Here is a 24,989-nt window from a genome sequence, read left to right on the forward strand (position 1 = left end):
TAAAGAGATAAAATAGAATCATCCCCATTCTTCCTATCAAAACGAGGTACAGATGACTTATTTAGAACTACATCAAAAGATTGAACAACAGATATCCCAACTACCACCAGAACAGCTTTCCTTAGTTAGTGATTTTCTCGACTCTATTCAGGAAAAAAGCACCGTAAATCAACGCCCATTACGTCGTATTTCCCCCATCAAGCGAGGTAAAAAAGCAGGTGATTTACTACATTATGCTGGAACTTGGCATGGTGATGATCTTGAAGATTGTCTGCGTTTAGTTGAAGAAACCCGTTCCCAAACGCAGTTTTAATTTCTGTTACTATGTCTTATTTGCTCGATACTAATCACTGTAGCTACATTATTAATGGTAATCCTCAAGTTACGGATACCTTAAAATCTTGCTCGTCTGTTACCATTGGCGTTAGCATTATCACTTATGCAGAACTACTATATATGACAGAAAAATCAGCACTAAAATCTCAAAATTTAGGTGCAGTTCGAGTTTTTTTGTCTGACGTTGATTTGTATTTTATTGATGAAGAAACTGCCATTATTTACAGTCGTCTAAAATCATCAGTTTTTAATTATTTTGCTCCCAAAGACAAAAGCAAACGTCGTAATTTCAGCATTGAAAACTTGGGCTTTAGTGACCATGATCTTTGGATAGCAGCGACAGCTATTCAACACAATCTCACTCTCGTTTCTGCTGATAGCGATTTTCAACGTATTCATCAAGTACAGCCTTTTTCCCTGGAATCATGGGTATAGATTCACTCCAAATTTTCATGCTGTCAACCGCACAAAATCAGTCCGTCGTGCAGCAAACACAAGACAAGCTTGAATATCTTCCGGTTCTAAATCAGGAAAGTCTTCTAAAATTTCGCTAATGCTGACATTTTCTGCTAACATTTCTAAAATGTCGCTAACTCTAATTCTCATGCCGCGAATGCAAGGACGACCCCCACATTGACCAGGTATTTGTGTAATACGAGTTAATAATTCGTTCATTGAGTTAATTAGTGATTTTCATAAAGAATATTGTACCATTATTTTTGATATAATGAAATGACTCGACAATCTCATGACCAATTCGCCAAAGAATATTTACAGGAATTATTAACACCTTTAGGAACGATTAAAAAAAACGAAAAGGTTAAAAGTGAAATTCAAGAAATTGATGTTTGGTTTGAACCATTTTCTGCTCAAATTCAGGAAAATCTCCCTTTAGGTTTATTAGGGAAGATGGCAAAAACTCAATGTTTATTTGAGCCTTTTCGCAATCCACCATCAGAAATAGAAATTCGCAGTTGTTTACTTAAATTATATGCCGTTCATGGTGATGTAGTTAGGAAAGCAAAACGCGAAAACAGAAATATTGCTGAATCAGAATTACCGATTTTATGGATTTTAACACCAACTTTTTCAGATCGGATGATTGCGGGTTTAGGTGCAAATGAAATTGTATAGGATTGGGTTCAAGGTGTTTATTTTCTGCCGAATATTCTGAAAACAGCAATAGTTGTGATTCATCAGTTACTAGAAAATGAAGATACGTTATGGTTGAGAGTTTTGGGGAAAGGAGGAACACAAAAAAGAGCGGTAGAGGAGTTAACTGAGTTACCAGAAAATAACCCTTTTCGAGAGAATTTGTTAGAAATTTTAGCGGACTGGCGCAAGAATTTAGAATTGAGAGATAATTTAAGTAGGGAAGAAGAGGAAGTAATTATGAACTTATCACCGGCTTATTTACAACAAATAGAAGACTGGAAGCAAGAAGGAAAACAAGAAGGTAAGCTAGAAGCAGAACTTTATTTGATAACTTCTCTTCTGGAAGGGCGCTTTGGTAGTTTAGATGCTGAGTTATCTGGTGTGGTGGAAAAGATTGCTAAATTTCCTATTTCTGAACGTACTCAGTTACTTCTTGCTTTGGGTAATTTATCCCGTGAGGAGTTGTTGCAAAGATTGGGGAATGAGGAAGTTTGAGGAGATTTACGAAACAACAAGACCCCCGATTTCTTCAAGAAGTCGGGGATCTAAAATCTAATTATGGGTTATTTGTAATAAACTGATATAGGAAGTTGAAGTGGGTACTTTCCCGCAATCCCCTTGTGGAAAGCACAAGCCAAGAGGGGATGTCGAAAACGAACAAATTATGTTACTAAATCGGCATTGGTAGAATTGCGTTTCAGCGTGAATACAGCCAAGATAATTCCCACAATTGCTAATCCCGCAGTTGGATAAAAGAAATTAGTGTAACTGCCGAAAATGTCCCTAATTTTGCCAGCTAATAAAGTTCCACCCAAAGCCCCCATACCGTAAGCAGTGAAGACAATACCGTAATTTTTGGCGTAGTCTTGGGGTTGAAATATGATTAAAGTGGAAGTAGGAGCGATCGCTAACCAACCCCCCAAAGCGAAGTAAAATAGCGAAAAAGCGACTATATAAGTGAGTACACTTCCCTTTCCAGCACTCAGCATCATAATCGAGGCAATCAAAATCAAAACAAAGGAAACAATTGCCGCCAATTTTGGCGTAAATTTGTCTGTGAACCACCCAAAAAATAACCGCCCTGCACCATTAAAGACAGCGAACAGAGAGACTGTATTTGCGGCTGTTGCTGCATCTAATTTAATAATTTCCTGTGCTAGAGGACTAGAAATACCAATAGCTGCCAGTCCGGCAAAAGAACCAATGCTATAACAAAACCACAAGCCATAAAAACCGGAAGTCTGAAGAATTGATCCTGAAGTTTTAGTATGAGAATTTGCTTGAATAGTTACAGGTGGAGTCCATCCTTCCGGTTGCCAACCTTGAGGAGGAGTTGTGAGGATAGTAGAAATAGCGGTAATAATAGCTGCAAAAGCAATACCTAAAATTACAAAAGTTTGCCGAACTCCAAAAGCATCTATCAGAAACTTTGCCAAAGGTGCAGTAATTAAAGGTGACAAACCAAACCCAATCACAGTAGCACCAACAGCCAAACCTTTTTTATCGGGAAACCACTTAGCTACCACAGCCAACGGTACACCGTAAGCGATACCCACACCCATACCAGCAATTACACCATAGGTAATAGTTAGTGTGGGAATATTGCCACCCAAACTAGAGAGAATATAACCTAATGCCGTAATTAACCCACCAACACCTGTAATCAGACGAGTATCAAAACGATTGATATAAAAGCCAGTGATTGGCATTAAAATTGCGAAGACAACCAACAGCACAGTAAATGGCAACAGGCTATCAGTGGCACCTACATTGAGAAGTTTTTCTAAAGGTTTTCTAAAAATACTCCAAGAATAAACTGTACCCAAGCACAGCAGGATAGTGATACTTAGAGGTATCAGTATCCATCGCCCTTTCTCAGCAGGCATACCGAACAATTGTACTTTTTCCATTTGTTGTTATGTGAATAAGGGTGTTGTTATGTGAATAAGGGAAATAATTTTTTTCTAGTATCTCACTTTTTGGCTAAATTAACACCAACTCAGTTACTTCTTTCTTTGGGTAATTTATCCTAATTTATCCCGTGAAGAGTTGTTACAAAGATTGAGTAGTGAGGAAAGTTAGTAATGATATATTTTTTGGCAGTTTGACGGAATTTCCCAAACTGCTCATTATTTTTTGGCGAAAGCACCTGTAGCAGAAGGTTAAGATAATTGTCGTTAAAAATCTTTATTAGGTTGAAACTGGTAACAATCTAATCAATTAAACAAAAATATAACTGTTACTGAGGTAATTTAGTGAAACCTATTCTATCACAAATTGAGAAGGAATATTCTCCTCGTGGTCCTTTACACCAGTTTCGATTTAAAGAAGCGATCGCCTTTCATTGTTTTCGTTGTGGAACTTCAAAGAAAGCAAAACTACTAACTTGCAAATCATCCCGCAACCATGAGGGGAATAAAGGACGAAGTGGACGGTCAATCAGACGACTGGCAAGAATTGCCTTTTCCGGTGGACGACCTTGATTTTGGGGAGTGCGATAGCGAAGCGCACCGAAGGTATCGCTATTAGATAAAATAGAATAAGATGATTCTGACTCTACATATCTCAAACACATCCAGTAGGAAAATATGACATTAACCGAGTTACTTCCGTCAATTAAACAACTTTCAGCACCAGAAAAACTCAAATTAATTCGCATCCTTGCGGAAGATTTGGACACTGCTGAAGACATTTCTCCATTAGAACCCTTTAAAACATATCACCTACCAACGCCTTATAATAACTTTGGTGCAGGAGAAATTCTCATGGAAGCACTAAATCAATCAATTTATAATGATTAAATTTTATGCGTTTAAGTATTCAACAAGCCACCCCAGCCAAAACGAATTTGATAGTTTACCAAGAGTTCTATTAGTTTTGCGTCGAGGAGATCAAATAGTAGAAGCAATTGGTTTAGTAGATAGTGGTGCGACTATCAACGTTTTACCTTATGAAATAGGTCTTCAATTAGGCGGAGTATGGGATGAAAGCAAAGCCATTATCCAATTAGCAGGTAATATCAGTCAAGCAGCAATGCCATTTTTCGCAAATGCTGAAATAGGTGAATTTCCCTCAGTTAGATTGGCTTTTGCATGGGTGAGTAAACCAAATGCACCCTTAATTTTGGGACAAACTAACTTTTTTATGGAATTTGATGTTTCTTTCTATCGTTCCCAACTGGAATTTGAGATTAAACCTAAATCGTAGTAAAATAACCTCTATGTCCCTACAAAAACTGAAAGAGCAAGCCTTTCAACTACCAGAAAGCGATCGCTTAGAACTCGTCCGTGCAATCATTGAATCATTGCAAAATCAACCCAGTCAAAAATCAGAACGGACTAGCATTATTAAACAAATGAAAGGTTTATTAAAAACCAATCAACCAGCACCAACCAATGAACAGATAAAAGCAATGTTAGAAGAACATCGAGTGGAGAAGTATCTTTAATGAAAATTCTCATTGATACTAATATTATTTTAGATTACTTGTTAGAGCGAGAACCATTTTTGTAAGATGCAGAAATGTTATTTCAAGGAATTGATTCTAGAAAATTAGGTTCTTCGGTTATTTTTATGGAAAACCTGGTTCAAAATCATTGAAAGCCCTATTGTGTAGGCATTTCATTAAAAATATCATCTCATTCCCAGTCTCTGACTGGGAATGAATTCTAGAAGGCTCTGCCTTCAATAATATTAGAGGCAGAGCCTCATCAACTGCATTCCTAGTCAGAGACTAGGAACGAGATGTGGTAGGGATTTGAGCTTAAGTTGACACCAATGAAGCTCTTGCTTTACCCCTTTACCCCTACACATCTGGGTTCTTTGTCATTTGGCAAAAGTTGAAATCTCACCCGTGTTTAGTATATGTTAGCATCTCGTAGATAGGGCGATCGCTTGTAGGATGATTTTGAGGAGTGCGATCGCACTGCGCTTCATTGACCTATCAATATGTACTCAATACTAACATCCTCTCAAATTTGGTAAGACATCCTCAAGGTATGGTTATTTTATATGTTTCAAAGTATAGTTATTTAGTTAGCTTTTCGTCTGGACAAGACCCATTATATATTGATCCTCTCTTGTCATCTATTTCCCAATTACCTTTACAATTAAAATTCCTAGCAATTACCGGGAGTGAAAAAGTCATTATGTTGTCTAAAAGAATCTTACCTTGTTTAGATGTCAAGGCGGGCAGGGTTGTGAAGGGAATTAACTTTGTGGATCTCAAGGATGCGGGTGATCCTGTAGAACTAGCCAAGGTTTACAATGAAGCCGGTGCAGATGAGTTAGTGTTTCTAGATATTACGGCTACTCATGAAGACAGAGACACAATTATTGATGTGGTTTACCGGACTGCTGAACAGGTCTTTATTCCCCTGACTGTGGGTGGTGGAATTCAAACCTTAGAAAATGTTAAAGGTTTGTTAAGGGCAGGCGCTGATAAGGTTAGTATTAATTCTGCGGCGGTCAGAAATCCAGATTTAATTAATCATGCCAGCGATCGCTTTGGCAATCAGTGTATTGTTGTGGCTATTGATGCTAGACGTAGACTTGATCCTGAGAATCCTGGCTGGGATGTATACGTTCGCGGTGGCAGAGAAAATACTGGTATTGATGCCCTTCGCTGGGCGGAGGAAGTAACAAAACGGGGGGCTGGAGAATTGTTGGTGACGAGTATGGATGCTGATGGAACTCAAGCTGGTTATGATTTGGACTTGACAAAAGCGATCGCTAATGCTGTAGAAATCCCCGTCATCGCTTCTGGTGGTGCAGGGAATTGTGAACATATTCACACTGCTTTAACGGAAGGTAAAGCCGAAGCTGCACTTTTAGCGTCTTTGTTACATTTTGGGAAACTAAGCGTAGCACAAATTAAAACTTATTTGCAAGAACGCCATGTTCCTGTCCGTCTTCCTACTTGATATCAAATACAGCGACCAACTGCATCTATTGAAGGTAAAACACAGTTATCCAAAACAGTGTTAAGATAATCGTACTTCTATGAAGAAATATTAAGAAATATGTTGATTCCTATTTTAATCTTTGATGTCGCACTTGTAGCATGGTCGCTACACCTAATGGAAAAAGCCTATCATCATAAAGAATTTTCCTTCATGCTGGCTGGTATACTGGTGGCATTAGCCGCAGCAGCAATGCTAGTAGTTTATTTTTTAATGGGAAACTGTATGACCTATTTGTTACAAGTAACTTAGTTTGGTAATTGGTAATTGGTCATGGGTAATTGGTAATTGGTAATTGGTAATTGGTAATTGGTAATTGCCATTCTGGAAATCCAGTTGTTATATTAGACTAAATCAATAGTAGTTAAGGATTTAGCAACTGTGCGCGATGATTTACAGGGATTGGATATTAGTCATGATCAACTTCAAGATGCGACTAACTTACCTGTTGATAATAAATTAATAATTATTACTGATATTATCCAGCAATTCAGTATAAGGTTGCTAAAAAAAGCTCGAAAAACAGAAATTGCTACTGTGGCTTTCGCGGGAATTACCATTTCTGTTTGTACTTATCTATTAGTAAAACTATCATCTTGGCTATCATTAATTATTTTCATTTTATGGACAAGTGGGAGTATTCAAATATTATTATATTTATTATGGAGAGGTAAAATGAAGTTTCTGAAGCAGAATATGACCAATTCCTTGCGGATTTTACTAAATGATGTAGAAAGATATAATTCCGTGATTAAAGCCATACATATTAACGACCAAATTGAGGATGTTGGCAACTTAGGAGTAAGTATACAAGAAAGAGAAAAAGTATTACTAGCACTCGAATTAACTAGAAATGATTTAATCCGCGCTTTAAAAACAGAGAGAATTTTGCGAGAAAATAAAAGTTTTATTATCACCAATTCTGATTTATTTACTAATAATTTAGCCACTTTGGCATCAATGCAAGTTACTGAAGAAGCCACAGAACATGGTAAATTATTAAATGAAGCCCTGCAAATTTCCCTAGATGTACAGCAGGAAATGAAAAAGTTGCAAAGTCAGAGTTAATACTTTATATATATTTATAGCGGTATGCAATTGAATGAGATAAAGTCAGCAAATCGTAAAGTCTTATATTATACAAACTTTGGAAATGAACTGGCAAGAAATTAGAGGCAATTGGGTACTTATTCCCCGTAATCCTATCGGGATTATTCATTTTTTAGGTGGTGCATTTGTCGCCACCTTACCACATTTAACTTATCGTTGGTTACTGGAAAACTTGGCGGATCAAGGATATGTCATTATTGCTACACCTTTTGTGAATACATTAGATCATACAGCGATCGCTAAATCTGTCCTCCGTAAATTTGAATATACCCTAGAAAAGTTACAAGACTCTGGAAAACTCCGCAAAATTTATCTTCCCACCTATGGAGTCGGACATAGCATGGGTTGTAAACTGCATTTACTAATTGGTAGCCTGTTTCCAACCCAAAGGGCTGGTAATATTTTAATATCCTTTAATAACTTTGCCGCCAGTGAAGCCATACCATTAGTAGAACAGTTAAATTCCCAGTTAAATTCCCAATTAGACATTGAATTTACACCTACACCCGCACAAACCAACCAAATAGTCCAAGACAGCTATCAGATTCGGCGAAATTTATTAATAAGATTTAATAAAGATAGCCTAGATCAATCAGCAAACTTAAAAATAATTTTACAACAACTCTTTCCTGATATGGTGACAACACAAACTTTATCAGGCACTCATACCACACCTTTAGGACAAGATGTTAAATGGCAGCCAGGAACTTCCTTTAGTCCCTTTGATGCTTTAGGACAATGGTTAAAGCAAGAAGTTTATCGAGATTTAAATCAATTAAAACAAGTTATATTGTTTTGGTTAAATCCCCTTTCTTAATAATCTCATGTTTGAAATCCTAATTATTGATGATGACCGATCCATCCAAATTTTCCTCAAAAGAATTTTAGAAAAACAAGGTTATCAAGTTATTACCGCGAGTACGGGAGAAGAAGGGATTTTAAGGACGCTGGATTCACCTCCAGCCTTAATTATATGTGATTGGATTATGCCGGGATTAACTGGGATAGAAGTATGTAATGTCATTAAAAAAGATCCCAAATTATCTACCACATTCTTTATTTTATTAACATCTTTAGATTCAGTCGCAGATAGAGTTAAAGGATTAGATGCTGGTGCTGATGATTTTATCTCCAAACCTATCGAACAAAACGAACTCCAAGCAAGAGTTAGAGCCGGGTTACGTCTACATCAATTAAGTCAGGATTTACAGACCCAAAAGCTACTTTTAGAAACAGAATTATCCGAAGCTACAGAATATGTAAAATCCCTTTTACCCCGGCCTATAAATAACCCCCTGAGTATTCAGTTTAAGTTTTTGCCATCCAGGCAACTTGGTGGGGATTGTTTGGACTATAATTGGCTGGACGCTGATTCTTTAGCTATTTACCTACTAGATGTTGCTGGTCATGGACTAAAAGCAACTCTGCCTTCAATTTCTGTATTAAATCTTTTACGTTCCCGCGCTCTCAAAGATTTAAATTACTATCAACCTAGCGAGGTATTAGCGGCTTTAAATAATACCTTTCAAATAAATTATCAAAATGATAAATATTTTACGATTTGGTATGGAGTTTATAATCGAGTTAGTCGGCAGTTAACATACTCTAGTGCTGGACATCCACCAGCTATTATCATTTCTGGTAACTCTCCTACTAACACAGAAGTAAAAAGATTAAAAACTCCAGGAATGCCGGTGGGGATGTTTCCTGAAGCTAAATATGTTGATGCTTATTGTCAGATTGAAAAATCTAGTACCCTTTATATTTTTAGTGATGGTGCTTATGAAATCACTCAATCAAATGGTAATCTTTGGAGTTTGGAAGGGTTTACTCAGATTTTAATTAGCTTACAATATTCTGTTGATAATCAACTTGATTATATACTGGATTACCTAATTAACTTAAACTCCAAAGAGATATTTGAAGATGATTTATCTATTCTTCAAGTTAAATTTGATTGATCAAGTAAGTAGGAGAACACAATAAAACCAAAGTGTGTAAAGAAAAGTAAAATTGCCCAAAGCTTCTTCACTCTCGCCTCTCGCCTCTTACCTCTTACCTCTTACCTTTTGCCTTCTTATAACGACACTTTTCAATGCTAACCTACTTGGCAGAAAGCAAAAGATTTTCAAATGCTTCTTGACTAGGAACAATTGTAAATTTGCTATCCATCCCAGTTAATTCAAATAGCATTCTAACTTGCTCATTAATTGAACAAATTACCATCTTTATACCTAATTCTTGTAAAGCTTTAAATGTTAAAACCAGAGTGCCTAATCCAGAACTATCCATAAAGGTAACATTATGACAATCAACTAATACAATGGACATTCCACTTTCCATTACTTCTGTAATACTTTCTCGAAAGTTTTGAGAGCTATTGGCATTAAAGCTCCCACTAATGGAAATCACTTTCACCTGCTGATTCATAATATGCTAATTTTGATTTATTTAATAAGGTTCTGATTTTGATTTTATTAGTATATCTTAACGTTAAATTGAATAAAGACATTTTGTACACAAAAATATTGAGCAATTTTTCATCAGGCATTTATTCCAGTTTCTTATAACCCAAAATAGTGATCCTTTAGAGCATTTTTGGGAGATTGAGTCGCAACAAATACAACAAATAATTATATGGGACTGACTCTAGCTCGGTATAAAAGCTGGTCGTGTTGCATATAACCTGGATAACGTACCTTAATGATTTCTCCTGGTTGTGCTGTTCCCTCTAATAATTGATGAAATTGTGGATTATAGGGAATTTGGTCGCCGACAGCGGCGATCGCTTGCACATTCCAAGTCTGTAATAATGTCTCTAGGGGTTTATCTACCAAAGGTAGTATTTTCACCGCTGATAACTGATGATCCTCCCTGGCTCTACGTGCTGCTATTGGCCATTGTAATAGTAAGGATTCTAATATTTGTAAACTCGACCGCTGAAATTCCTGTTGTAATACTTCTCGTTGTTCTAACATTGATAATGTTAATCTTTCATACTCAGATTGTAAATCCGTAATTTGCCTTAATAAGTTTATGTTTTTATGAGAGGAATGGGTGTTGTTGACACTTGAAAATAAACCATTAACACTGAAAGTTTCTACCAACTCAATCCAAGATATTTGTAAAATCTCTGACAGTTTTACCAATACTTCCATCCGCATCTGTCCGATTTTCCCCCTCCGCAACTGCAAAATTTGCCATTGGGAAACACCAGCAGCACGACTTAAAGCGTTAAAACTATCACAACCAACTTTTTGCATTAAATTTCGCAAATTATCAGTCAAGTCAACTTGCGCCATAAAATATGGGATATAAGATATTGTTAGCTATTATACCTTTTTTCCAGTTAAACTATTCTTCTATACTCAACATGGTTGAAATATGGACTTTTGGAAAATTACGAAAAACCTAGATTTGTAGGGGGTAGAGCAAGAGCTTCATTGGTGTCAACTTAACGTAAAACCTCTATCCTGCAAAGAACTCAAGTCATCTCATTCCCAGTCTCTGACTGGGAATGAATTCTAGAAGGCTCTGACTTCAATGATATTAAGGGACTTCCAATTAAAAAAATCCCCAAAAGTTTCTTGTGGTGCGGGCATACTATGGCTAACGCCACGCTACGCGAACGACAAGCTCAGTACAAGTCTTGCCCGCTAATTACCAAGGACAGGCAGGATGCCCATCCCACAAAATTGGGTAATTTATTTTTTGGTGATCCCTTAGAGGCAGAGCCTCATTAACTGCATTCCTAGTCAAAGACTAGGAATGAGATATGGTAGGGATTTGAGCTTAAGTTGACACCATTAAGCTTTTGCTTTTCCCCTACTTATAGAATCAAATAGAATCAAATAATTAAGCCGCATTGAGATAGTTGGCTTATACAGCAGCAGGTTGTCATTAAAAATTGTCGTCATCACTAAATAAATCATACTCATAATGAGTTTTATTTGCAATTGTGCCGAAGAAAAGACGTAATGGTATTATAGAAGCGCATAAGTGAAAAATATATAATATTCCCAGTTGCTAATTATCTAACTTGAGATTGGTAATTTGTGATTCTTCCTGCCGCCCTGCATCTTCTTATCATGATTCAGAGGAACAAGCAACAGGGAACAGGAAAAACTCATGTTTTTAAACATGAGATTGAAATAATGACACTGTTTTTTTCGTGCTACGCATCTTTTAAAAACATCTTTTTTTTGACTGAAGCTCTAAACTGGTGCAAATGAGTGTTTCTTATCTGTTCCCTGTTCCCTGTTCCCTGTTCCCTTCTTTTGTAAATTGAGTTAATTAATTTAAAACCTCTCCGACAATATAAGGGCAATCAGAATTAGTTTGCATGAAAATATTTATTTGGCGTTCTTCCTACAGATTAATAACAACCTTGTGCTTATTGGGATTGACTGCCGCATCAGAACCCGTAAGCAAAAACCAGGATGTAAAATTGCAAATTGGTATTGTCCAACGATTTGGGGCTAAACCCACAGACAAGTTAGAATTATCTGCCACCAAGGGCGATCGCTTAACATTAAAATTTGCAGTAGGTAGTCAACAGCAAACCCTAGTCACAGACAAACCCATCCAGTTAGCAACATTCATGCAGCCCTTAACCCAAACAGTGGTTCAGGAAGTATTAGTGCTGGGTGACTTTCGCACCTTTGAAACAGCCGAAGATAACGCTAATCACTGGCGTTCCCTGGGTATAGAAGTGGAAATATCCCAACCAGAACGCTGGCAAGTATGGGCAAAACGGGCGGTTTACAGCACTCCCTTAATTCGCCGCTTACTATTAAAAAGTATAGAAACATCCGGTGATCAAAATGCTTACCTAGCAACCAATGTTTTATCAAAAGTCCCAAAAATTACTTGGGTAGTAAATGGTAAAAATTATAGTCCCAATTATCTGGAAGTAACGGCGGGTAGGGAATTGGTCAAAGTCAGTACCGATAACAAAGTCGAATCAAAGGGTGTTTATCCCGGAAAAGTGACCTTGCAGCCTAACGCCTATGGGAATTATACCTTAGTGAACACCGTCCCCTTGGAAACCTATGTACGAGGAGTTTTACCCCATGAAATTGGCATAGATGCGCCAATGGCAGCCCTAGAAGCACAAGCGATTATTGCTCGCACCTATGCTTTGCGAAATGTTCGCAGATTTGCGGTAGATAATTATCAGTTATGTGCTGACACTCACTGTCAAGTTTATCAAGGACTGAGCGGAATTGCTAAAAATACAGATCAGGCGATCGCCTCGACCAGAGGTCAGATCCTCACTTATAATAACGAAATAGTTGATGCTTTGTATTCTTCCACTACAGGTGGTGTTACCGCTAACTTTAGTGATATCTGGAATGGAGAAGATCGTCCCTATTTAAAACCGGTCATAGATGCTGCTAATCAAAATCTTTGGAACTTATCACATCAGAATCTAGCAGATGATCGGAACTTTGAGAAATTTATCAATCTTAAAGCCGGATTTAATGAAAGTACATGGGATGTATTCCGTTGGCATAGAGAAACGGACATCAATAAAATTACCAAAGACTTGCAAAAGTTCTTACAAGCGAAAAAAAGTCCCTATAGCAATTTCAAAACAATTCAAGCCATGTCCGTCGTTCGGCGCAGTTCCAGTGGACGGATTTTAAAACTGGCTGTGAAAACAGATATTGGTGTTTTTACCTTACAAAAAGATGAAGTTCGCAGTGCCTTTGCTGCCCCCATTAGCACGCTTTTCTACATTCAACCATTGAATAAAGGTCAAACTAATCTGTGGGGATATGCTTTTATTGGTGGTGGTTTAGGACATGGAGTAGGTTTAAGTCAAACAGGCGCTCAGAATTTAGCCAAACTGGGTTGGTCTAGTTCTAAGATTCTGGAGTTTTATTATCCGGGGACTAAAATTCAAGGAAAAAGGTAATTGGGGAATTGGTAAAAGTCCTACTCAGTAGCCAATCCCCAATCCCCTTTTTGGAGTGGATTTTTTTACTAAAACTTAGTAAAGGTCTTCTTCTCTGTGGGTTTCGATAGTGACATCAGAAGTAGGATAAGCAACACAAGTCAATACATATTGAGCTTCAACTTGGTCGTCTTCTAAGAAAGACTGCTCTGATTGGTCAACAGTACCGGAAATAATTTTACCGGCACAGGTTGAGCAAGCACCAGCGCGACAGGAGTAGGGTAAGTCAAGTCCAGCTTCTTCTGCTGCATCTAGAATGAAGGTATCGTCGGGACAGTCAATAGTTTGGTCTAAACCTTCGGCTTCGTTGAATAGTCTTACCTTGAAAATAGCCATTTAATTATCCTCTGTTGTGAAATCGGCAGTATAAGTGATGTTTCAGCAAATTTTACAGCTATTCTGATGGGATTAGGTGCTGGTTTCAATTTACTTGAGTTCTGATCCCCAGGAAAAGGTTACAAGGGGTGACAGAAAATTAACTTTGTGAGGTTAGTCTAGTTCCAAGACTTTAGAGTTCTATGATCCGGGAACTAAAATTAAAGGGAACAATTGGTTGGGCAATTGCTAAAAGTCTTACTCAGTAGCCAATTCCCAATCTCCTTTGTAGAGTGGACTTTTGTACTAAAACTTAGTAAAGGTCTTCTTCTCTGTGGGTTTCGATGGTGACATCAGAAGTAGGATAAGCAACACAAGTCAATACATATTGAGCTTCAACTTGGTCATCATCTAAGAAAGACTGCTCTGATTGGTCAACAGTACCGGAAATAATTTTACCGGCACAGGTTGAGCAAGCACCAGCGCGACAGGAGTAGGGTAAGTCAAGTCCAGCTTCATCTGCTGCATCTAGAATGAAGGTATCGTCGGGACAGTCAATAGTTGTAGTAGTAGTAATACCTTCTACTTCGCTGATTAGAGTAACTTTGTAAGTAGCCATTTAATTATCCTTTCTTGTGAAATCGGCAGTATAAGTGATATTTCAGGAAACACTACAGCTATTCTGATGGGATTAGCCGCTGGTTTAAATTTGCTTCAATTCTGATACTAAGGGAAAAGTTAAAATTTATGACAGAAAATTGACCCCGATTAGTAATGAAATTTAGTTACTTATTACCAATAAGTTTTTGTTATATAAAATCCGTAGGTGGATAGATGTCAAAGTGCATCAGACCTGAGTTCGGAGTTCGGAGTTCGGGGTTCGGAGTTTGGTGTTTTTCCTTGACTTTTTTCGTGATAGTTACCAAAATTCTGATAATGATATCAATTTGTTGCCTAAGACATTTGACCTTTTCTGGGTTAATAGCTTCTGATTCAACTAAAACAATCAGCCAATATTCCATTTCGCGGGCTTCTTTTAAAGAAATTTCCATTTTATGGAGAAAGTCTTTATGGCTGAAGTGCTGACTGAGCTTCTCTTACATTCGCACCGATGGAAGTACCACTACGAATGAGTTGAGATGAGAGAATTTTTTTTTTTTTTTTCTACGCCACCCAAATCATGGAGAAAGCGACAAAGTTTGACAATCCTGACAGCAAAAGTTAAAGTTCTCTCTTAAATTTTAACTCCTAACACCGAACTCAGGCATCAGGTAGTTCATTCTCTACGCAGCGCAAACGCGGATATAAGTAGGCAATCAAGGTGACGACTAGAGAAAACAGACCCAGGATGATAAACATTAAACCCATGCCGCGACCATGACCAACCCCAATAATTTGGCCAATGCTATTGGCTAAAGCCCCATCTTTCGCCATGATTGGTTCAAAAAATTGATCAGCTAATGCTCCACAGGTCAGGTAGGCCAGTGGTAAAAACCCCTGAACAGCGGCACTGCGAAAAGCAAAGACCCTTCCCTGAACTTCTGGTGCTACTTTTTTTTGATAGATGACTTGAATTGACCCATTGATAATGGGAAACATCAGAAATATCAAGAAATTGGCGATCGTAAATATAACTGTGGAAGCCGTCAACCCGGCTAATACATAGGAGATGCCCAAAAATGTCATGGATACAAATATGGTATTGATCTGGCGTTCTAGCCCGCCCCAAATGCTGATCACGGCACTGCCTAGTAATAGTCCAAAACTAGAAATAGAATAGATAGTCCCTAGCGATTGAGCGGAAGCAAAGGAAAGCACTAAGGGTGTAGTCAGAGCTTCTGCGCTACCAACGAGAAAGTTGATAATGGCAATGAACATGACTAATCCGAGTAGTCCAGGACGTGCTACTAAGTATTTCCAGCCAAAGGTGATTTCTTGCCAAAATGAATTGGTTTCGGCATCAGGATTTTCTGTGGACGAAATTTCGGGAAATTTAACTACCAGCAAACAGATTAAGGCCAAGACTAATGTAGATAAATCAATGATGACAATTCCTGACAATTGTACAGTTGCTAATAAAGCTGCTGCTAATACAGGGGAGAGAATTTCAGCGATCGCCAATCTGATCTGTGTCATTGAACTGGCACGACCAAGCTGTGATTTCGGCACAAGTAATGTGGTGGCGGAGGAATAGGCTAGTCCTTGAAAAGCATTGAAGCTGGAACTAATCGCGCTGACTAGACACAGACTCCAAACTTCTAAGTGATTACTGATAAATAACCAAGCAATTAGTAAGGTACATAAACCTGCACAGAAATCACTAATAATCATGATCCAGCGCCGAGGAAAGCGATCGACAACCACACCGGCAATGGGGGAGATCAAAATTGTCGGTAGGGTTGTGGAGAGAATCAGCAGTGTAAATTGAATTGTGGAATTCGTATGTTGATAAATCCAAATACTGAGCGCAAAACCCGTTGTCCGCGAGCCAACCAGAGACAACACTTGACCAAACCAGATCAAGATAAAAACGCTCATGCTTTGAGTCATCTCTCCTGATTGACTGGAAAAATACTCAGTCCACCTCAATAAAGATGATCCAAATATGGGTTGTTGTTTCAACTCTGGTGGGCTGTTTTCTAACATGGCAATAGTGATTATCCGTAAGTGACAAAGCCTATAGTTCAGTGTAGCATTTATTTCTTATTTTTCCCTTACTATTACTTGCTGAAAAAGTGCAAGGTTTTTTGGAGGGTATAAAATTGAACTATACCAACTGGCTAAAACTGTCACCTGTCACCTGTCACCTACCATCAAAAGAAGACTTTTATGGCTTACGCCACGCTTCTATCAGCAAATCCTAACTAAGTGCTGATCCGCGAAATTTTGGTAATTCGGATTCAAATAACCTAAATTTGTAGGGGTAAAACGGGCGGTTGGAAACCGCGTCTACACAGGCAAAACCCACCTGCGTGGGTTTCAATGAATAATTCCGCACCTGAACTTTGCGCCGCCAATTGAATTCGACAAGCCTGATTGAGATACCACATCCAGTAAAAGGCCTCGGCCACAGATCGTCCGACGGTTAGGAGTCCGTGATTACAAAGGATTATACAGGGCTTGTCACCCAAATCACGCACAAGCCGATCCCGTTCTGAGAGATTATCATCCGTGGCAATCCCTTCAAACTGGTGTCGGGCAACACGCCCATCTAACTCCATCATGGATTGATGCAGGGGTAGTAAACCCTGTTTTTGCGTGGCAATTGCCATCCCTTCCAGGGGTATTCGGTTGGGATCAGGACAACGGGGTGGAGTGGGTAAACTCATTGTGGATTGGTGATCTAAAAATTAAAATGTTTGCAAAATTTCCTTACCTTAATTTTTATTTATGCAGTTTTCTGAATATCAAGATTGGTTTTTTCTTCTACCTTTCCTGAGCCAATGCTTAATTTTGCTATATATATACCCATTAAAACGAGGATAAAGGCAAAACAGTTGAGAACACTTAACTTTTCTGCAAAAATTAAAAAAGCAAATAAGGCTGTTAGCAAAGGCTCTAGAAGCATCAAGAGAGTAACAAAACCTGAAGAAAATTGTTTAAGATTATGAGTTAGCAATCCTTGTCCGATAATTTGACATAGAACTGCTAAACAAATTACTGCCAGCCAGGTTTCCCAGGAATTTGGAAATAGTTGTGTTTCACTAGTTAATGCAATGAGGAAAGTAAAACATCCACTTAATGGGCAAGTAAACAATAATATAGTAGATGCTGAAAATTTGGAGCGTAATTTTTCCCTGGCTAGATAGTTTAAGGCATAAAAAACAGCAGATAGGAGAGCTAAAGAGTCACCATAAAGGGAGTTAACCTCAGCTTGAAAATCTCCACTAGTAATGATAGCTATGCCAACAATTGCTATGATCATTCCTAATAAAAACTTATAGTCAAAACTTTGACATAAGAACAACCAACCACCTAATACGGCAAAGATAGGGGTGACATTATGGAGCAAATTAGAACTAGCAACGCTGGTTTGAGTTAATGACAAAGCCCAAAGAAAACTAGCAGCAGTCCCTAATATTGATGATAAAAGAAAAACTCCCCAGTCTCGTAATTCAATGACTTGATTGGGTTTAGATGGATTGTTGATTCTAGATTGAACTGCTTGCCAAACAAATAAAACTACTGTAGCTATATAATAGCGATTAAAAATAGTTGCTGACGGACTCAGTTCATTTTCTGCCAGTCGAGTGAAAATTGCCGCAAAAGATAAAATGAAAACTCCCAGTAATAATGATAAGAAAGCCAATGGAAGTGTATTGTTTAGGGTGGGTTTCAATGCCGTACTAAATTCCTGCACCATATATTTTGCCAGTAGATCCTTTTTTTGTATGAAAGACATGACTTACGCAACTGGCACATTACGAGGATGCGTCAAACTGCATACCTGCAAATAAACAGATTATTGATGTCTGAGGCACCCTACAACAGATTTTTGGTGTGATCCTTGTGTAATCAAAAGACTATATATTAACCACACCTATTCTAAGTCAAAAATTTACTAAAATTTAATTTATCATAAAAATATAGTATTTTGTGCCATTACCTACGATAAATGTGAGAACTATAAAGGTTCTATTATTCAAATTCACAAACTTGACTAGTGGGATCTTGAACAAGCTGCTGAAGAATTTGCTGGTAATAGCTAAATAGAAACTCGATGGTTTCATTTGTAAATAACTCCGTGCTGTACAAGACTTTAATTTCTATAGTGGGATTATTTACTGAAGGTGAAGAAACATAAATTTCTAAAGGAATTTCTCCATCCCACAAGTTGAGATCGCGCTTAATTGATACAAAGTCAACATCTAACATCCAATTATGCCAATTTTGTGGAGGTAGCATAGCCAGGGCTGCCGAGATATTCAATGGTTGTTTGCTGGTGATAGTGTCAATGACTGTTTGACAAGCAATTTCTTTATGATTAATAGCTTCTGTGAGAGTTTCTTGGGCTTGTTCAAAAAGAGTCAGTCCAGTTTGCTCCCAGGAAAGATGCGATCGCAAAATGACATCATTGATGAAGCAACCGAGCATTTTTTCAGTTTCCACCGCACTCCGATTACCAATAGTTGCGACGACTAAAATATCGTTCTTACTACTATATTTGAACAAAAGTATATTTAAAGCAGTGAGAATAATCGCAAAGATGCTGACCCTTTGAGAACGGCAGAGGGCTTCGATTGATGTCACAAGACTCGCCGACAGAACCACAGAATAAATAGCTGCGCTACTATTTTTGTTACTCAACTGTAGCTGATTGCTAGATATCTGATCAGATTCTAGTGAAGTATTAGTTAGTTTTTGTAGCCAGTAAGCCAATTGCTTTTCTATAACCTTTTCATTAAAGTATTGCCGTTGCCAGAGGGTAAAATCTGCGTAATGAACAGGCAATTCGGGTAGGGGTGAAGGTAAACCATTGACAAAAGCTGCATAGAGGATTCCTAACTCCTCCAACAACAGACCAAATGACCAGCCATCTGTGATGATATGGTGCATATTGATTGTCAACCAATGTTCTTCTGGAGTTAGTCGCAGTAAAGTTGTTTTCATGAGGGGGACTAAAGCCAGATCAAAATGGTGATTATATTGCAGCGCAGCTAGTCTTTCTGCTTCAGACGTTCGCTCTATTAAAGGTAGGTTTTGTAAGTCTATAATCTCCAATGGGATAGTCAAGGATGGAGTAATTATTTGTACAGGTTGACCCTCTACTACACTAAAGGCTGTACGTAATATTTCATGACGACGAATTATTTCATTAAAACTGGACTCCAACGCAATTGCAGAAAGAGAGCCAGTGAAACGTAAAATAAAAAAGCTGTTGTAGGCGCAACTTTCAGGAGCTAATTGTTGTAAATACCAGATAGACTCTTGGGCAAAAGACAGGGGGATACAGGTGTCTCGTGCTTGCGGGACAAGCGGTGGTAAGGTATCAACTGTTATGGAATCCAGTATATGTGCAATTATTACTTGACTAAGTTCAGCGATAGTCGGGGCTGTAAATAGAGAACGCAGGGGCAGAACTATGGAAAAATGTTCTTGAATACGAGATATTACAGATGTAATCAAGAGAGAGTGTCCCCCCAATTCAAAGAAGTTATCATAGATGCCTACCTGCTGCCGATGTAATACCGTACACCAGATTTCGGCTAATTTTGCTTCTAACGCAGTTTCAGGGGCAACAAAAGTGGTTTCTAGCTCTAAATTCGTTGTTTCTGGCTGTGGTAAAACCAGCCGGTCAACTTTACCATTAGGAGTCAGAGGTAAGGCTTTGAGCATGACAAAAGCCGCAGGTATCATATATTCAGGCAGATTTCCTTTCAGAAATTGACGTAATTCGCTACTGGTTAATGTTTCTGTGGCGCTAACAATATAAGCTGTTAAATACTTGTTACCTGGATGATCTTCGCGGACAATGACTACTACCTGCTGAACTTGAGGATGTTGGGTTAATACTGTCTCAATTTCTCCTAGTTCAATCCGAAAACCCCGAATTTTGACTTGATGATCAATCCGTCCCAGAAATTCAATATTTCCATCTGGTAAATAGCGTGCTAAGTCTCCAGTTTTATAAAGTCGCTTATTTTCCACAAAAGGATTAGCAATAAATCGCTCAGATGTTAAGTCAGGACGATTCAAGTACCCTCTGGCTAAACTTAGTCCACCAATGTAGATTTCTCCATAAACGCCAATAGGTAGGGGTTGAAGATAGGGATCAAGAATGTAAACTTGAGTATTGGCAATAGGACGACCTATAGGTGGAAATTTACTATCTGATGCTTCTGGTAAAATTTGCCCAGAAGTTGTAACTACTGTATTTTCGGTGGGACCATAGTTATTAAAAAACTTAAATGGTAACTTATGTGATGGATAAGAATTAAGTCTATCTCCACCAGTTAACATAGTTCGCAAAGTTGTATTTTCTGACCAGGATAAAAGAAATAATTGTTCGGCTAAGGGTGTAGGAATAAAACTAATAGTAATATTATGTGATATCAACTTCTCTTGAAGTGTTTTGGCTGACAACAGAAATTCTGATTTAATTAAATATATACTAGCTCCAACTACTAAATAAGGCCATAATTCCCAGACAGCAGCATCAAAGGCTGTTCCTGCTAACTGTGTAGTTCGATCTGATGATTTTACTTCAAAATTATTTAAGTGCCAGAAGACTAAATTTAATAGTGCTGAATGTTGAATTAGTACGCCTTTAGGTCGCCCTGTAGAACCAGAAGTATAGATGACATAAGCTAAATTTTCAGGGGTGAAATTATGAATAGGATTATGGGAACTCTGACTGGCAATTTCAATTTCAAAATCTTTATCCCAACAAATAATTTTAGTTTGTGATTGCTCTAGGGTTAATGATAAATGTGGGAGTAAGGAAGAATGAGTCAAGATGATGGACATTTGTGAATCTGCCACCATGTAATTGAGGCGTTCTGGGGGATAGTTAGGATCAAGTGGCACATAAGCACCACCAGCTTTAAAAATTCCCAAATATCCGACTATCATTTCCAAAGAACGTTCTAAATAAACACCTACTAATATTTCTGGTTCTACACCCAAAAACTGCAAATAATGAGCTAGTTTGTTAGCTTGTAAATTTAATTTTTGGTAGGTTAATTGCTGATCTTCAAATACTAATGCTACTGCATCAGGTGTTTTTTCTACTTGCTCCTCAAATAATTGATGAATGGATTTTTGGGGATAATCAGTTCCCGTATGATTCAATTCAACTAATAACTGATGTTCTTGGGATGCTGTTAATAAAGGTAATGTCCTAATTTGCGCTTGAGGATCTGCCACAACTGCCTCAACTAAGGTGTGAAAACTCTCAACCATCCTGGCAATAGTATCAGCATTAAACAAATTAGCATTATATTCAAATGCACCTATCAATTCAGTTCCTGATGCTGAATCTTTTTCCTGCATTGATATAGTTAAATCAAAAGTTGCTCCCGCAGTGGCTCTTGCTAATTCCATTTGGGTCACTTGCAAATCTCTTAATTCCAGTTTTGAAATTGGAGAATTTTGCAATACAAACATAACTTGAAATAAAGGACTATGACTGAGATGGCGCTGAGGTTGGAGGGTTTCTACAAGTTGATCAAAGGGGATATCTTGGTGAGCATAAGCATCAAGTGATACCTGTCGCACCTGTTGGAGTAATTCTATAAATGTGGGATTTCCTTCAAGACGAGTCCGTAAAACCAAGGTATTCACAAAGAAGCCAATTAATGGCTCTAACGCGACACGATTGCGATTACTAATGGGAGAACCAATAACAATATCTTCCTGACCACTGTAGCGGGAAAGTAAGATCACAAAAGCGGTGAGCAGTGTCATAAATAGGGAAGAACCCGATTTTTGACTGAGGTTTTTAAGTTTGTGAGTAAGTTGGGAATCAAATTGAAATTTTTGGAGATCCCCGCGAAAGGTTTGCATTGCTGTTCGTGATCGATCAGTAGGTAATTCAATGACTGCGGGAATATCTGCTAATTGTTGTTTCCAGTAATTAAGCGCGGGTTGATTTTCCAGCCATTGTCGTTGCCAATAAGCGTAGTCTGCATACTGAATTGATAATTGGGGTAAGGGAGAAGGTAAACCCGCTGTTAATGCTGAATAAATAACCGATAATTCTTGGAGAAAATTCCCCACTGACCAAGCATCAGAAATGATATGGTGCATGATTATTAATAACTGATGGGATTTTTCCCCTAATCGCATCAATGTCACCCGCAATAAAGATGATTCAGCTAAATCAAAAGGGCGAAGATATTCATGAGTAATTAATTTTTGTGCTTCAGTCGTTTTGTGATCTTCTGCTAATTCCTGTAAATCTATTACAGGTAAGGTGAATGCTAATTTATCAGCAATAATTTGAATAGGTTTACCATCAGCAATTCCAAAACTTGTCCGCAGGGTTTCATGACGATTAATAATTGTGGCGATCGCCCCTTCAAGTGCTATAAAGTTAAGTGATCCTTGTAGGTTTAAGACTCTGACAATATTGTAAGCAGGATTTGCCCCTTCCATTTGATCAAGAAACCAAAACCGCTGCTGGGTTAATGAAAGTGGTAATTCAATATTTCGAGAAACTGGTTCTAAAGTTGGCAGTATATTCTGGGCAGAAGATCCAATTTGTTCACTAAATGTGGCAATTGTTGGCGCGGCAAATAAATTGGCAATAGATAATTCTATTGATAGTGCTTCACGCAATCTTGATATAACTAAACTTGCTAATAGGGAATGTCCACCCAATTCTAAAAAGTTATCATGAATACCAATTTTTTCAATGCCTAAAACTTCCGCCCAGATTTTAGCAATGATTTCCTGTGTAGGTGTTTGCGGAGGGACAAATTTACTTTGAATTGCCGATAGATCAGGTTCGGGTAAACTGTTACGGTCTAATTTTCCATTGGGTAAAACTGGTAATTTCTCCATGACCATTAAGGTATGGGGAATCATATAATCTGGTAATTTACTGGACAGGAAATTGCGTAATTCTCCCGAATTAAAATCTTGGCTATTGACTACGATATAAGCAACTAGTCGCTGACCACCAGATACATCTTCTCTAGCAGAAACCACAGCTTCTTGAATACTGGGATGAAGTTTAATTACTGCTTCAATTTCTTCCAGTTCAACCCGCATTCCTCGGATATTTACCTGAAAATCCATCCGACCAAGAATTTCTAAATTGTGATCAATTGAATAACGGGCAACATCTCCGGTTTTAAAAAGTCGTTGTTGAGGATTAAAAGGATTGATAATGAATTTTTCCCCATTTGCTGCGGTGCGATTTAGATAGCCTCGTGCTAAGGTAAAACCCGCAATATGGACTTCTCCAGACTCACCAATTTTTACTGGCTCAAGTTGGGAATTGAGGACGTAAACCTGCTGAATGTCTTTTAGAGGATTACCAACGGGTACATATCCCTCTTCAAGGTTGCAGTCGTCTGGAATGGGATAAAAACCATGTCCAATACTTTCCGTTTGACCGAGAATATTAAAAAACTGGGGTGGTGTTTTAAATAGGTTGCGTAACTTTTTAATTAGTTGATAGGGTAATAATTCGCCACCAAATACTATTAATCTTAATTTTGATGCGCTCAGGGCTTTTGTATATTTTTGCTCTAAACTTTCTAAAGCAATTAGTCCATAACGCCATACAGAAGGTACACCGTCAGAAATGGTAACACCACGTTTTTGAATTAATTCAAATAGGCTTAAAGGAGTTCTTGTTTGTTCACGAGTAGCAAGAATACTGGTTGCACCTTGGGATAAAGGTAAAAATAATTGTCTGACTGAAGCAGTAAAAGAGAAAGATGCTGTATGGAGATAAATATCTTGATGATTAACTGGTAATATTTTAGCGATCGCCTGTAAATAAGCAGTTACACTGGAATGGGGCATTTGTACACCTTTCGGCTTCCCAGTAGAACCGGAGGTATAGATTAAATAAGCGAGATTTTCGGCTGTGACTTCACTAACTGGATCATAGGAACTTTGACATTTAATTTTCTGCCAATCTGTATCTAAGCAAATTATTGTGGAGTTTTTCGGTAGAGATCCTACCCATTGTTGTTGTGTCACCACAAATTGCAACTTAGTATCTTCTAGCATGAATGCTATGCGTTCTTGGGGATAGTCCGGGTCTATAGGCACATAAGCACCTCCAGCTTTAAGAATACCAAGAATACCGATAATCAGATCGAGCGATCGCTCTAAACATAAGCCTACCATCACCTCAGCACCTACACCAATACTCTGTAAATAATGTGCTAACCGATTGGCTTTAGCATTCAATTCTTGGTAAGTAAGTTGCTGATTTTCAAATATTATTGCTACTGAATCTGGTGCTGTTTTTACCTGAATTGTAAATAAATCATGGATACAAACACCATTTTCTGGCAAATCATTGATGATTGTAGTCGTACTTGATAAATCTGAACTCAAATCTAATTTCATGTTATTCATAACTATAATTCCCAATTAATTTTTGATTGAATTTGTATTTAGATTCCTGATATAGCGTTTTCTAATCTAATGAGGTACAAAATTATCTGTGTTTATCTGCGTTTATCTGCGTT

At 37.9% G+C, this 24,989-nt stretch carries 24 protein-coding genes and 1 pseudogene; 12 read left to right on the plus strand and 13 right to left on the minus strand.

Annotated elements, in window-relative coordinates; translation table 11 throughout:
- Nucleotides 1-52 precede the first annotated feature (52 nt).
- The gene (locus tag NG743_RS11110) at nucleotides 53-313 is read left to right on the plus strand and encodes a hypothetical protein (RefSeq protein WP_027402864.1); all 261 of its coding nucleotides are present in this window, start codon (nucleotides 53-55) and stop codon (nucleotides 311-313) included.
- 11 nt (nucleotides 314-324) lie between these two features.
- Entirely contained in the window at nucleotides 325-771 is a 447-nt protein-coding gene (locus tag NG743_RS11115) for a type II toxin-antitoxin system VapC family toxin (protein ID WP_035082499.1), read from the plus strand.
- A 15-nt stretch (nucleotides 772-786) separates the two neighbouring features.
- Here the strand turns inward: NG743_RS11115 and NG743_RS11120 are convergent, their stop codons facing one another.
- Nucleotides 787-1,020: a DUF433 domain-containing protein gene (locus tag NG743_RS11120; protein ID WP_027402866.1), complete on the minus strand. Its 234-nt coding sequence runs from the start codon at nucleotides 1,018-1,020 to the stop codon at nucleotides 787-789.
- A gap of 48 nt (nucleotides 1,021-1,068) precedes the next feature.
- Between NG743_RS11120 and NG743_RS11125 the strand changes: the two are divergent.
- Nucleotides 1,069-1,986: pseudogene (locus NG743_RS11125) on the plus strand (hypothetical protein).
- Nucleotides 1,987-2,153: 167 nt separating this feature from the next.
- Here the strand turns inward: NG743_RS11125 and NG743_RS11130 are convergent.
- Nucleotides 2,154-3,401, minus strand: a complete 1,248-nt coding sequence (locus NG743_RS11130) for an L-lactate MFS transporter (protein ID WP_027402867.1) — start codon at nucleotides 3,399-3,401, stop codon at nucleotides 2,154-2,156.
- Nucleotides 3,402-3,832: 431 nt separating this feature from the next.
- Complete coding sequence (locus NG743_RS11135) at nucleotides 3,833-4,066, minus strand: hypothetical protein (protein ID WP_027402868.1); 234 nt, start codon at nucleotides 4,064-4,066, stop codon at nucleotides 3,833-3,835.
- A gap of 13 nt (nucleotides 4,067-4,079) precedes the next feature.
- Between NG743_RS11135 and NG743_RS11140 the strand changes: the two genes are divergently transcribed.
- The 8 genes from NG743_RS11140 to NG743_RS11175 all read left to right on the plus strand — a co-directional run bounded on the left by NG743_RS11140 (nucleotide 4,080) and on the right by NG743_RS11175 (nucleotide 9,523).
- The gene (locus NG743_RS11140) at nucleotides 4,080-4,292 is read left to right on the plus strand and encodes a hypothetical protein (RefSeq protein WP_027402869.1); all 213 of its coding nucleotides are present in this window, start codon (nucleotides 4,080-4,082) and stop codon (nucleotides 4,290-4,292) included.
- Complete coding sequence (locus NG743_RS11145) at nucleotides 4,285-4,698, plus strand: hypothetical protein (protein ID WP_035082501.1); 414 nt, start codon at nucleotides 4,285-4,287, stop codon at nucleotides 4,696-4,698. The genes NG743_RS11140 and NG743_RS11145 overlap by 8 nt, the downstream gene beginning before the upstream one ends.
- 13 nt (nucleotides 4,699-4,711) lie before the next feature.
- A complete protein-coding gene (locus tag NG743_RS11150; protein ID WP_257121990.1) occupies nucleotides 4,712-4,939 on the plus strand; it encodes a hypothetical protein in 228 nt (75 codons plus the stop codon).
- Nucleotides 4,940-5,639: 700 nt separating this feature from the next.
- Complete coding sequence (gene hisF, locus NG743_RS11155) at nucleotides 5,640-6,413, plus strand: imidazole glycerol phosphate synthase subunit HisF (protein WP_039203271.1); 774 nt, start codon at nucleotides 5,640-5,642, stop codon at nucleotides 6,411-6,413.
- 99 nt (nucleotides 6,414-6,512) lie between these two features.
- A complete protein-coding gene (locus NG743_RS11160) occupies nucleotides 6,513-6,704 on the plus strand; it encodes a hypothetical protein (RefSeq protein WP_027402873.1) in 192 nt (63 codons plus the stop codon).
- Between the two features lie 129 nt (nucleotides 6,705-6,833).
- Nucleotides 6,834-7,520, plus strand: coding sequence for a hypothetical protein (locus NG743_RS11165; protein ID WP_257121991.1), 687 nt, complete (start codon nucleotides 6,834-6,836; stop codon nucleotides 7,518-7,520).
- Nucleotides 7,521-7,605: 85 nt separating this feature from the next.
- The gene (locus NG743_RS11170; protein ID WP_257121992.1) at nucleotides 7,606-8,379 is read left to right on the plus strand and encodes a DUF1350 family protein; all 774 of its coding nucleotides are present in this window, start codon (nucleotides 7,606-7,608) and stop codon (nucleotides 8,377-8,379) included.
- A gap of 7 nt (nucleotides 8,380-8,386) precedes the next feature.
- On the plus strand, nucleotides 8,387-9,523 hold the full coding sequence (locus tag NG743_RS11175) for a PP2C family protein-serine/threonine phosphatase (RefSeq protein WP_027402876.1): 1,137 nt from the start codon (nucleotides 8,387-8,389) through the stop codon (nucleotides 9,521-9,523).
- Between the two features lie 142 nt (nucleotides 9,524-9,665).
- Here NG743_RS11175 and NG743_RS11180 read toward each other — a convergent pair whose 3' ends face one another.
- Both NG743_RS11180 and grpE read right to left on the minus strand, forming a co-directional pair.
- Nucleotides 9,666-9,992 carry an STAS domain-containing protein gene (locus tag NG743_RS11180; protein WP_027402877.1) on the minus strand — a complete coding sequence of 109 codons (327 nt, stop codon included), beginning with the start codon at nucleotides 9,990-9,992 and terminating at the stop codon, nucleotides 9,666-9,668.
- Nucleotides 9,993-10,195: 203 nt separating this feature from the next.
- Nucleotides 10,196-10,864 (minus strand): nucleotide exchange factor GrpE, encoded by a 669-nt coding sequence (grpE, locus tag NG743_RS11185; protein WP_027402878.1) that lies wholly within the window; start codon nucleotides 10,862-10,864, stop codon nucleotides 10,196-10,198.
- Nucleotides 10,865-11,904: 1,040 nt separating this feature from the next.
- Between grpE and NG743_RS11190 the strand changes: the two genes are divergently transcribed.
- Nucleotides 11,905-13,482, plus strand: coding sequence for a SpoIID/LytB domain-containing protein (locus tag NG743_RS11190; protein ID WP_027402879.1), 1,578 nt, complete (start codon nucleotides 11,905-11,907; stop codon nucleotides 13,480-13,482).
- 75 nt (nucleotides 13,483-13,557) lie between these two features.
- Here the strand turns inward: NG743_RS11190 and NG743_RS11195 are convergent, their stop codons facing one another.
- From NG743_RS11195 to NG743_RS11225, 8 genes are all read right to left on the minus strand, one after another.
- Nucleotides 13,558-13,857 carry a ferredoxin gene (locus NG743_RS11195; RefSeq protein ID WP_257121993.1) on the minus strand — a complete coding sequence of 100 codons (300 nt, stop codon included), beginning with the start codon at nucleotides 13,855-13,857 and terminating at the stop codon, nucleotides 13,558-13,560.
- A 292-nt stretch (nucleotides 13,858-14,149) separates the two neighbouring features.
- On the minus strand, nucleotides 14,150-14,455 hold the full coding sequence (locus tag NG743_RS11200) for a ferredoxin (RefSeq protein ID WP_027402881.1): 306 nt from the start codon (nucleotides 14,453-14,455) through the stop codon (nucleotides 14,150-14,152).
- A gap of 190 nt (nucleotides 14,456-14,645) precedes the next feature.
- A complete protein-coding gene (locus tag NG743_RS26685) occupies nucleotides 14,646-14,888 on the minus strand; it encodes a four helix bundle protein (RefSeq protein ID WP_306459841.1) in 243 nt (80 codons plus the stop codon).
- A gap of 16 nt (nucleotides 14,889-14,904) precedes the next feature.
- Complete coding sequence (locus NG743_RS26690; RefSeq protein ID WP_306459850.1) at nucleotides 14,905-14,985, minus strand: four helix bundle protein; 81 nt, start codon at nucleotides 14,983-14,985, stop codon at nucleotides 14,905-14,907.
- A gap of 111 nt (nucleotides 14,986-15,096) precedes the next feature.
- Nucleotides 15,097-16,482 (minus strand): MFS transporter, encoded by a 1,386-nt coding sequence (locus NG743_RS11210; protein WP_257121994.1) that lies wholly within the window; start codon nucleotides 16,480-16,482, stop codon nucleotides 15,097-15,099.
- Nucleotides 16,483-16,745: 263 nt separating this feature from the next.
- Nucleotides 16,746-17,165, minus strand: coding sequence for a class II aldolase/adducin family protein (locus NG743_RS11215; RefSeq protein WP_051424353.1), 420 nt, complete (start codon nucleotides 17,163-17,165; stop codon nucleotides 16,746-16,748).
- 59 nt (nucleotides 17,166-17,224) lie between these two features.
- Nucleotides 17,225-18,238, minus strand: coding sequence for a DMT family transporter (locus NG743_RS11220; protein ID WP_228043835.1), 1,014 nt, complete (start codon nucleotides 18,236-18,238; stop codon nucleotides 17,225-17,227).
- 236 nt (nucleotides 18,239-18,474) lie between these two features.
- On the minus strand, nucleotides 18,475-24,876 hold the full coding sequence (locus tag NG743_RS11225) for a non-ribosomal peptide synthetase (RefSeq protein WP_257121995.1): 6,402 nt from the start codon (nucleotides 24,874-24,876) through the stop codon (nucleotides 18,475-18,477).
- Nucleotides 24,877-24,989 lie beyond the last annotated feature (113 nt).

This window comes from Dolichospermum heterosporum TAC447 (genome assembly GCF_024584745.1).
Lineage (GTDB): Bacteria > Cyanobacteriota > Cyanobacteriia > Cyanobacteriales > Nostocaceae > Dolichospermum > Dolichospermum heterosporum.

Excerpts from the sequence above, each read along its gene's own strand:
- NG743_RS11140 (WP_027402869.1), top strand. The coding sequence starts at position 4,080 with ATGACATTAACCGAGTTACTTCCGTCAATTAAACAACTTTCAGCACCA.
- NG743_RS11215 (WP_051424353.1), bottom strand. The coding sequence starts at position 17,165 with ATGAGTTTACCCACTCCACCCCGTTGTCCTGATCCCAACCGAATACCC.
- NG743_RS11130 (WP_027402867.1), bottom strand. The coding sequence starts at position 3,401 with ATGGAAAAAGTACAATTGTTCGGTATGCCTGCTGAGAAAGGGCGATGG.
- NG743_RS11220 (WP_228043835.1), bottom strand. The coding sequence starts at position 18,238 with ATGTCTTTCATACAAAAAAAGGATCTACTGGCAAAATATATGGTGCAG.
- NG743_RS11225 (WP_257121995.1), bottom strand. The coding sequence starts at position 24,876 with ATGAATAACATGAAATTAGATTTGAGTTCAGATTTATCAAGTACGACT.
- NG743_RS11145 (WP_035082501.1), top strand. The coding sequence starts at position 4,285 with ATGATTAAATTTTATGCGTTTAAGTATTCAACAAGCCACCCCAGCCAA.
- NG743_RS11180 (WP_027402877.1), bottom strand. The coding sequence starts at position 9,992 with ATGAATCAGCAGGTGAAAGTGATTTCCATTAGTGGGAGCTTTAATGCC.
- NG743_RS11200 (WP_027402881.1), bottom strand. The coding sequence starts at position 14,455 with ATGGCTACTTACAAAGTTACTCTAATCAGCGAAGTAGAAGGTATTACT.
- NG743_RS11170 (WP_257121992.1), top strand. The coding sequence starts at position 7,606 with ATGAACTGGCAAGAAATTAGAGGCAATTGGGTACTTATTCCCCGTAAT.
- NG743_RS11110 (WP_027402864.1), top strand. The coding sequence starts at position 53 with ATGACTTATTTAGAACTACATCAAAAGATTGAACAACAGATATCCCAA.
- NG743_RS11195 (WP_257121993.1), bottom strand. The coding sequence starts at position 13,857 with ATGGCTATTTTCAAGGTAAGACTATTCAACGAAGCCGAAGGTTTAGAC.
- NG743_RS11135 (WP_027402868.1), bottom strand. The coding sequence starts at position 4,066 with ATGTGTTTGAGATATGTAGAGTCAGAATCATCTTATTCTATTTTATCT.
- NG743_RS11175 (WP_027402876.1), top strand. The coding sequence starts at position 8,387 with ATGTTTGAAATCCTAATTATTGATGATGACCGATCCATCCAAATTTTC.
- grpE (WP_027402878.1), bottom strand. The coding sequence starts at position 10,864 with ATGGCGCAAGTTGACTTGACTGATAATTTGCGAAATTTAATGCAAAAA.
- NG743_RS26685 (WP_306459841.1), bottom strand. The coding sequence starts at position 14,888 with ATGGAAATTTCTTTAAAAGAAGCCCGCGAAATGGAATATTGGCTGATT.
- NG743_RS11190 (WP_027402879.1), top strand. The coding sequence starts at position 11,905 with ATGAAAATATTTATTTGGCGTTCTTCCTACAGATTAATAACAACCTTG.
- NG743_RS11150 (WP_257121990.1), top strand. The coding sequence starts at position 4,712 with ATGTCCCTACAAAAACTGAAAGAGCAAGCCTTTCAACTACCAGAAAGC.
- NG743_RS11210 (WP_257121994.1), bottom strand. The coding sequence starts at position 16,482 with ATGTTAGAAAACAGCCCACCAGAGTTGAAACAACAACCCATATTTGGA.
- NG743_RS11160 (WP_027402873.1), top strand. The coding sequence starts at position 6,513 with ATGTTGATTCCTATTTTAATCTTTGATGTCGCACTTGTAGCATGGTCG.
- NG743_RS11115 (WP_035082499.1), top strand. The coding sequence starts at position 325 with ATGTCTTATTTGCTCGATACTAATCACTGTAGCTACATTATTAATGGT.
- hisF (WP_039203271.1), top strand. The coding sequence starts at position 5,640 with ATGTTGTCTAAAAGAATCTTACCTTGTTTAGATGTCAAGGCGGGCAGG.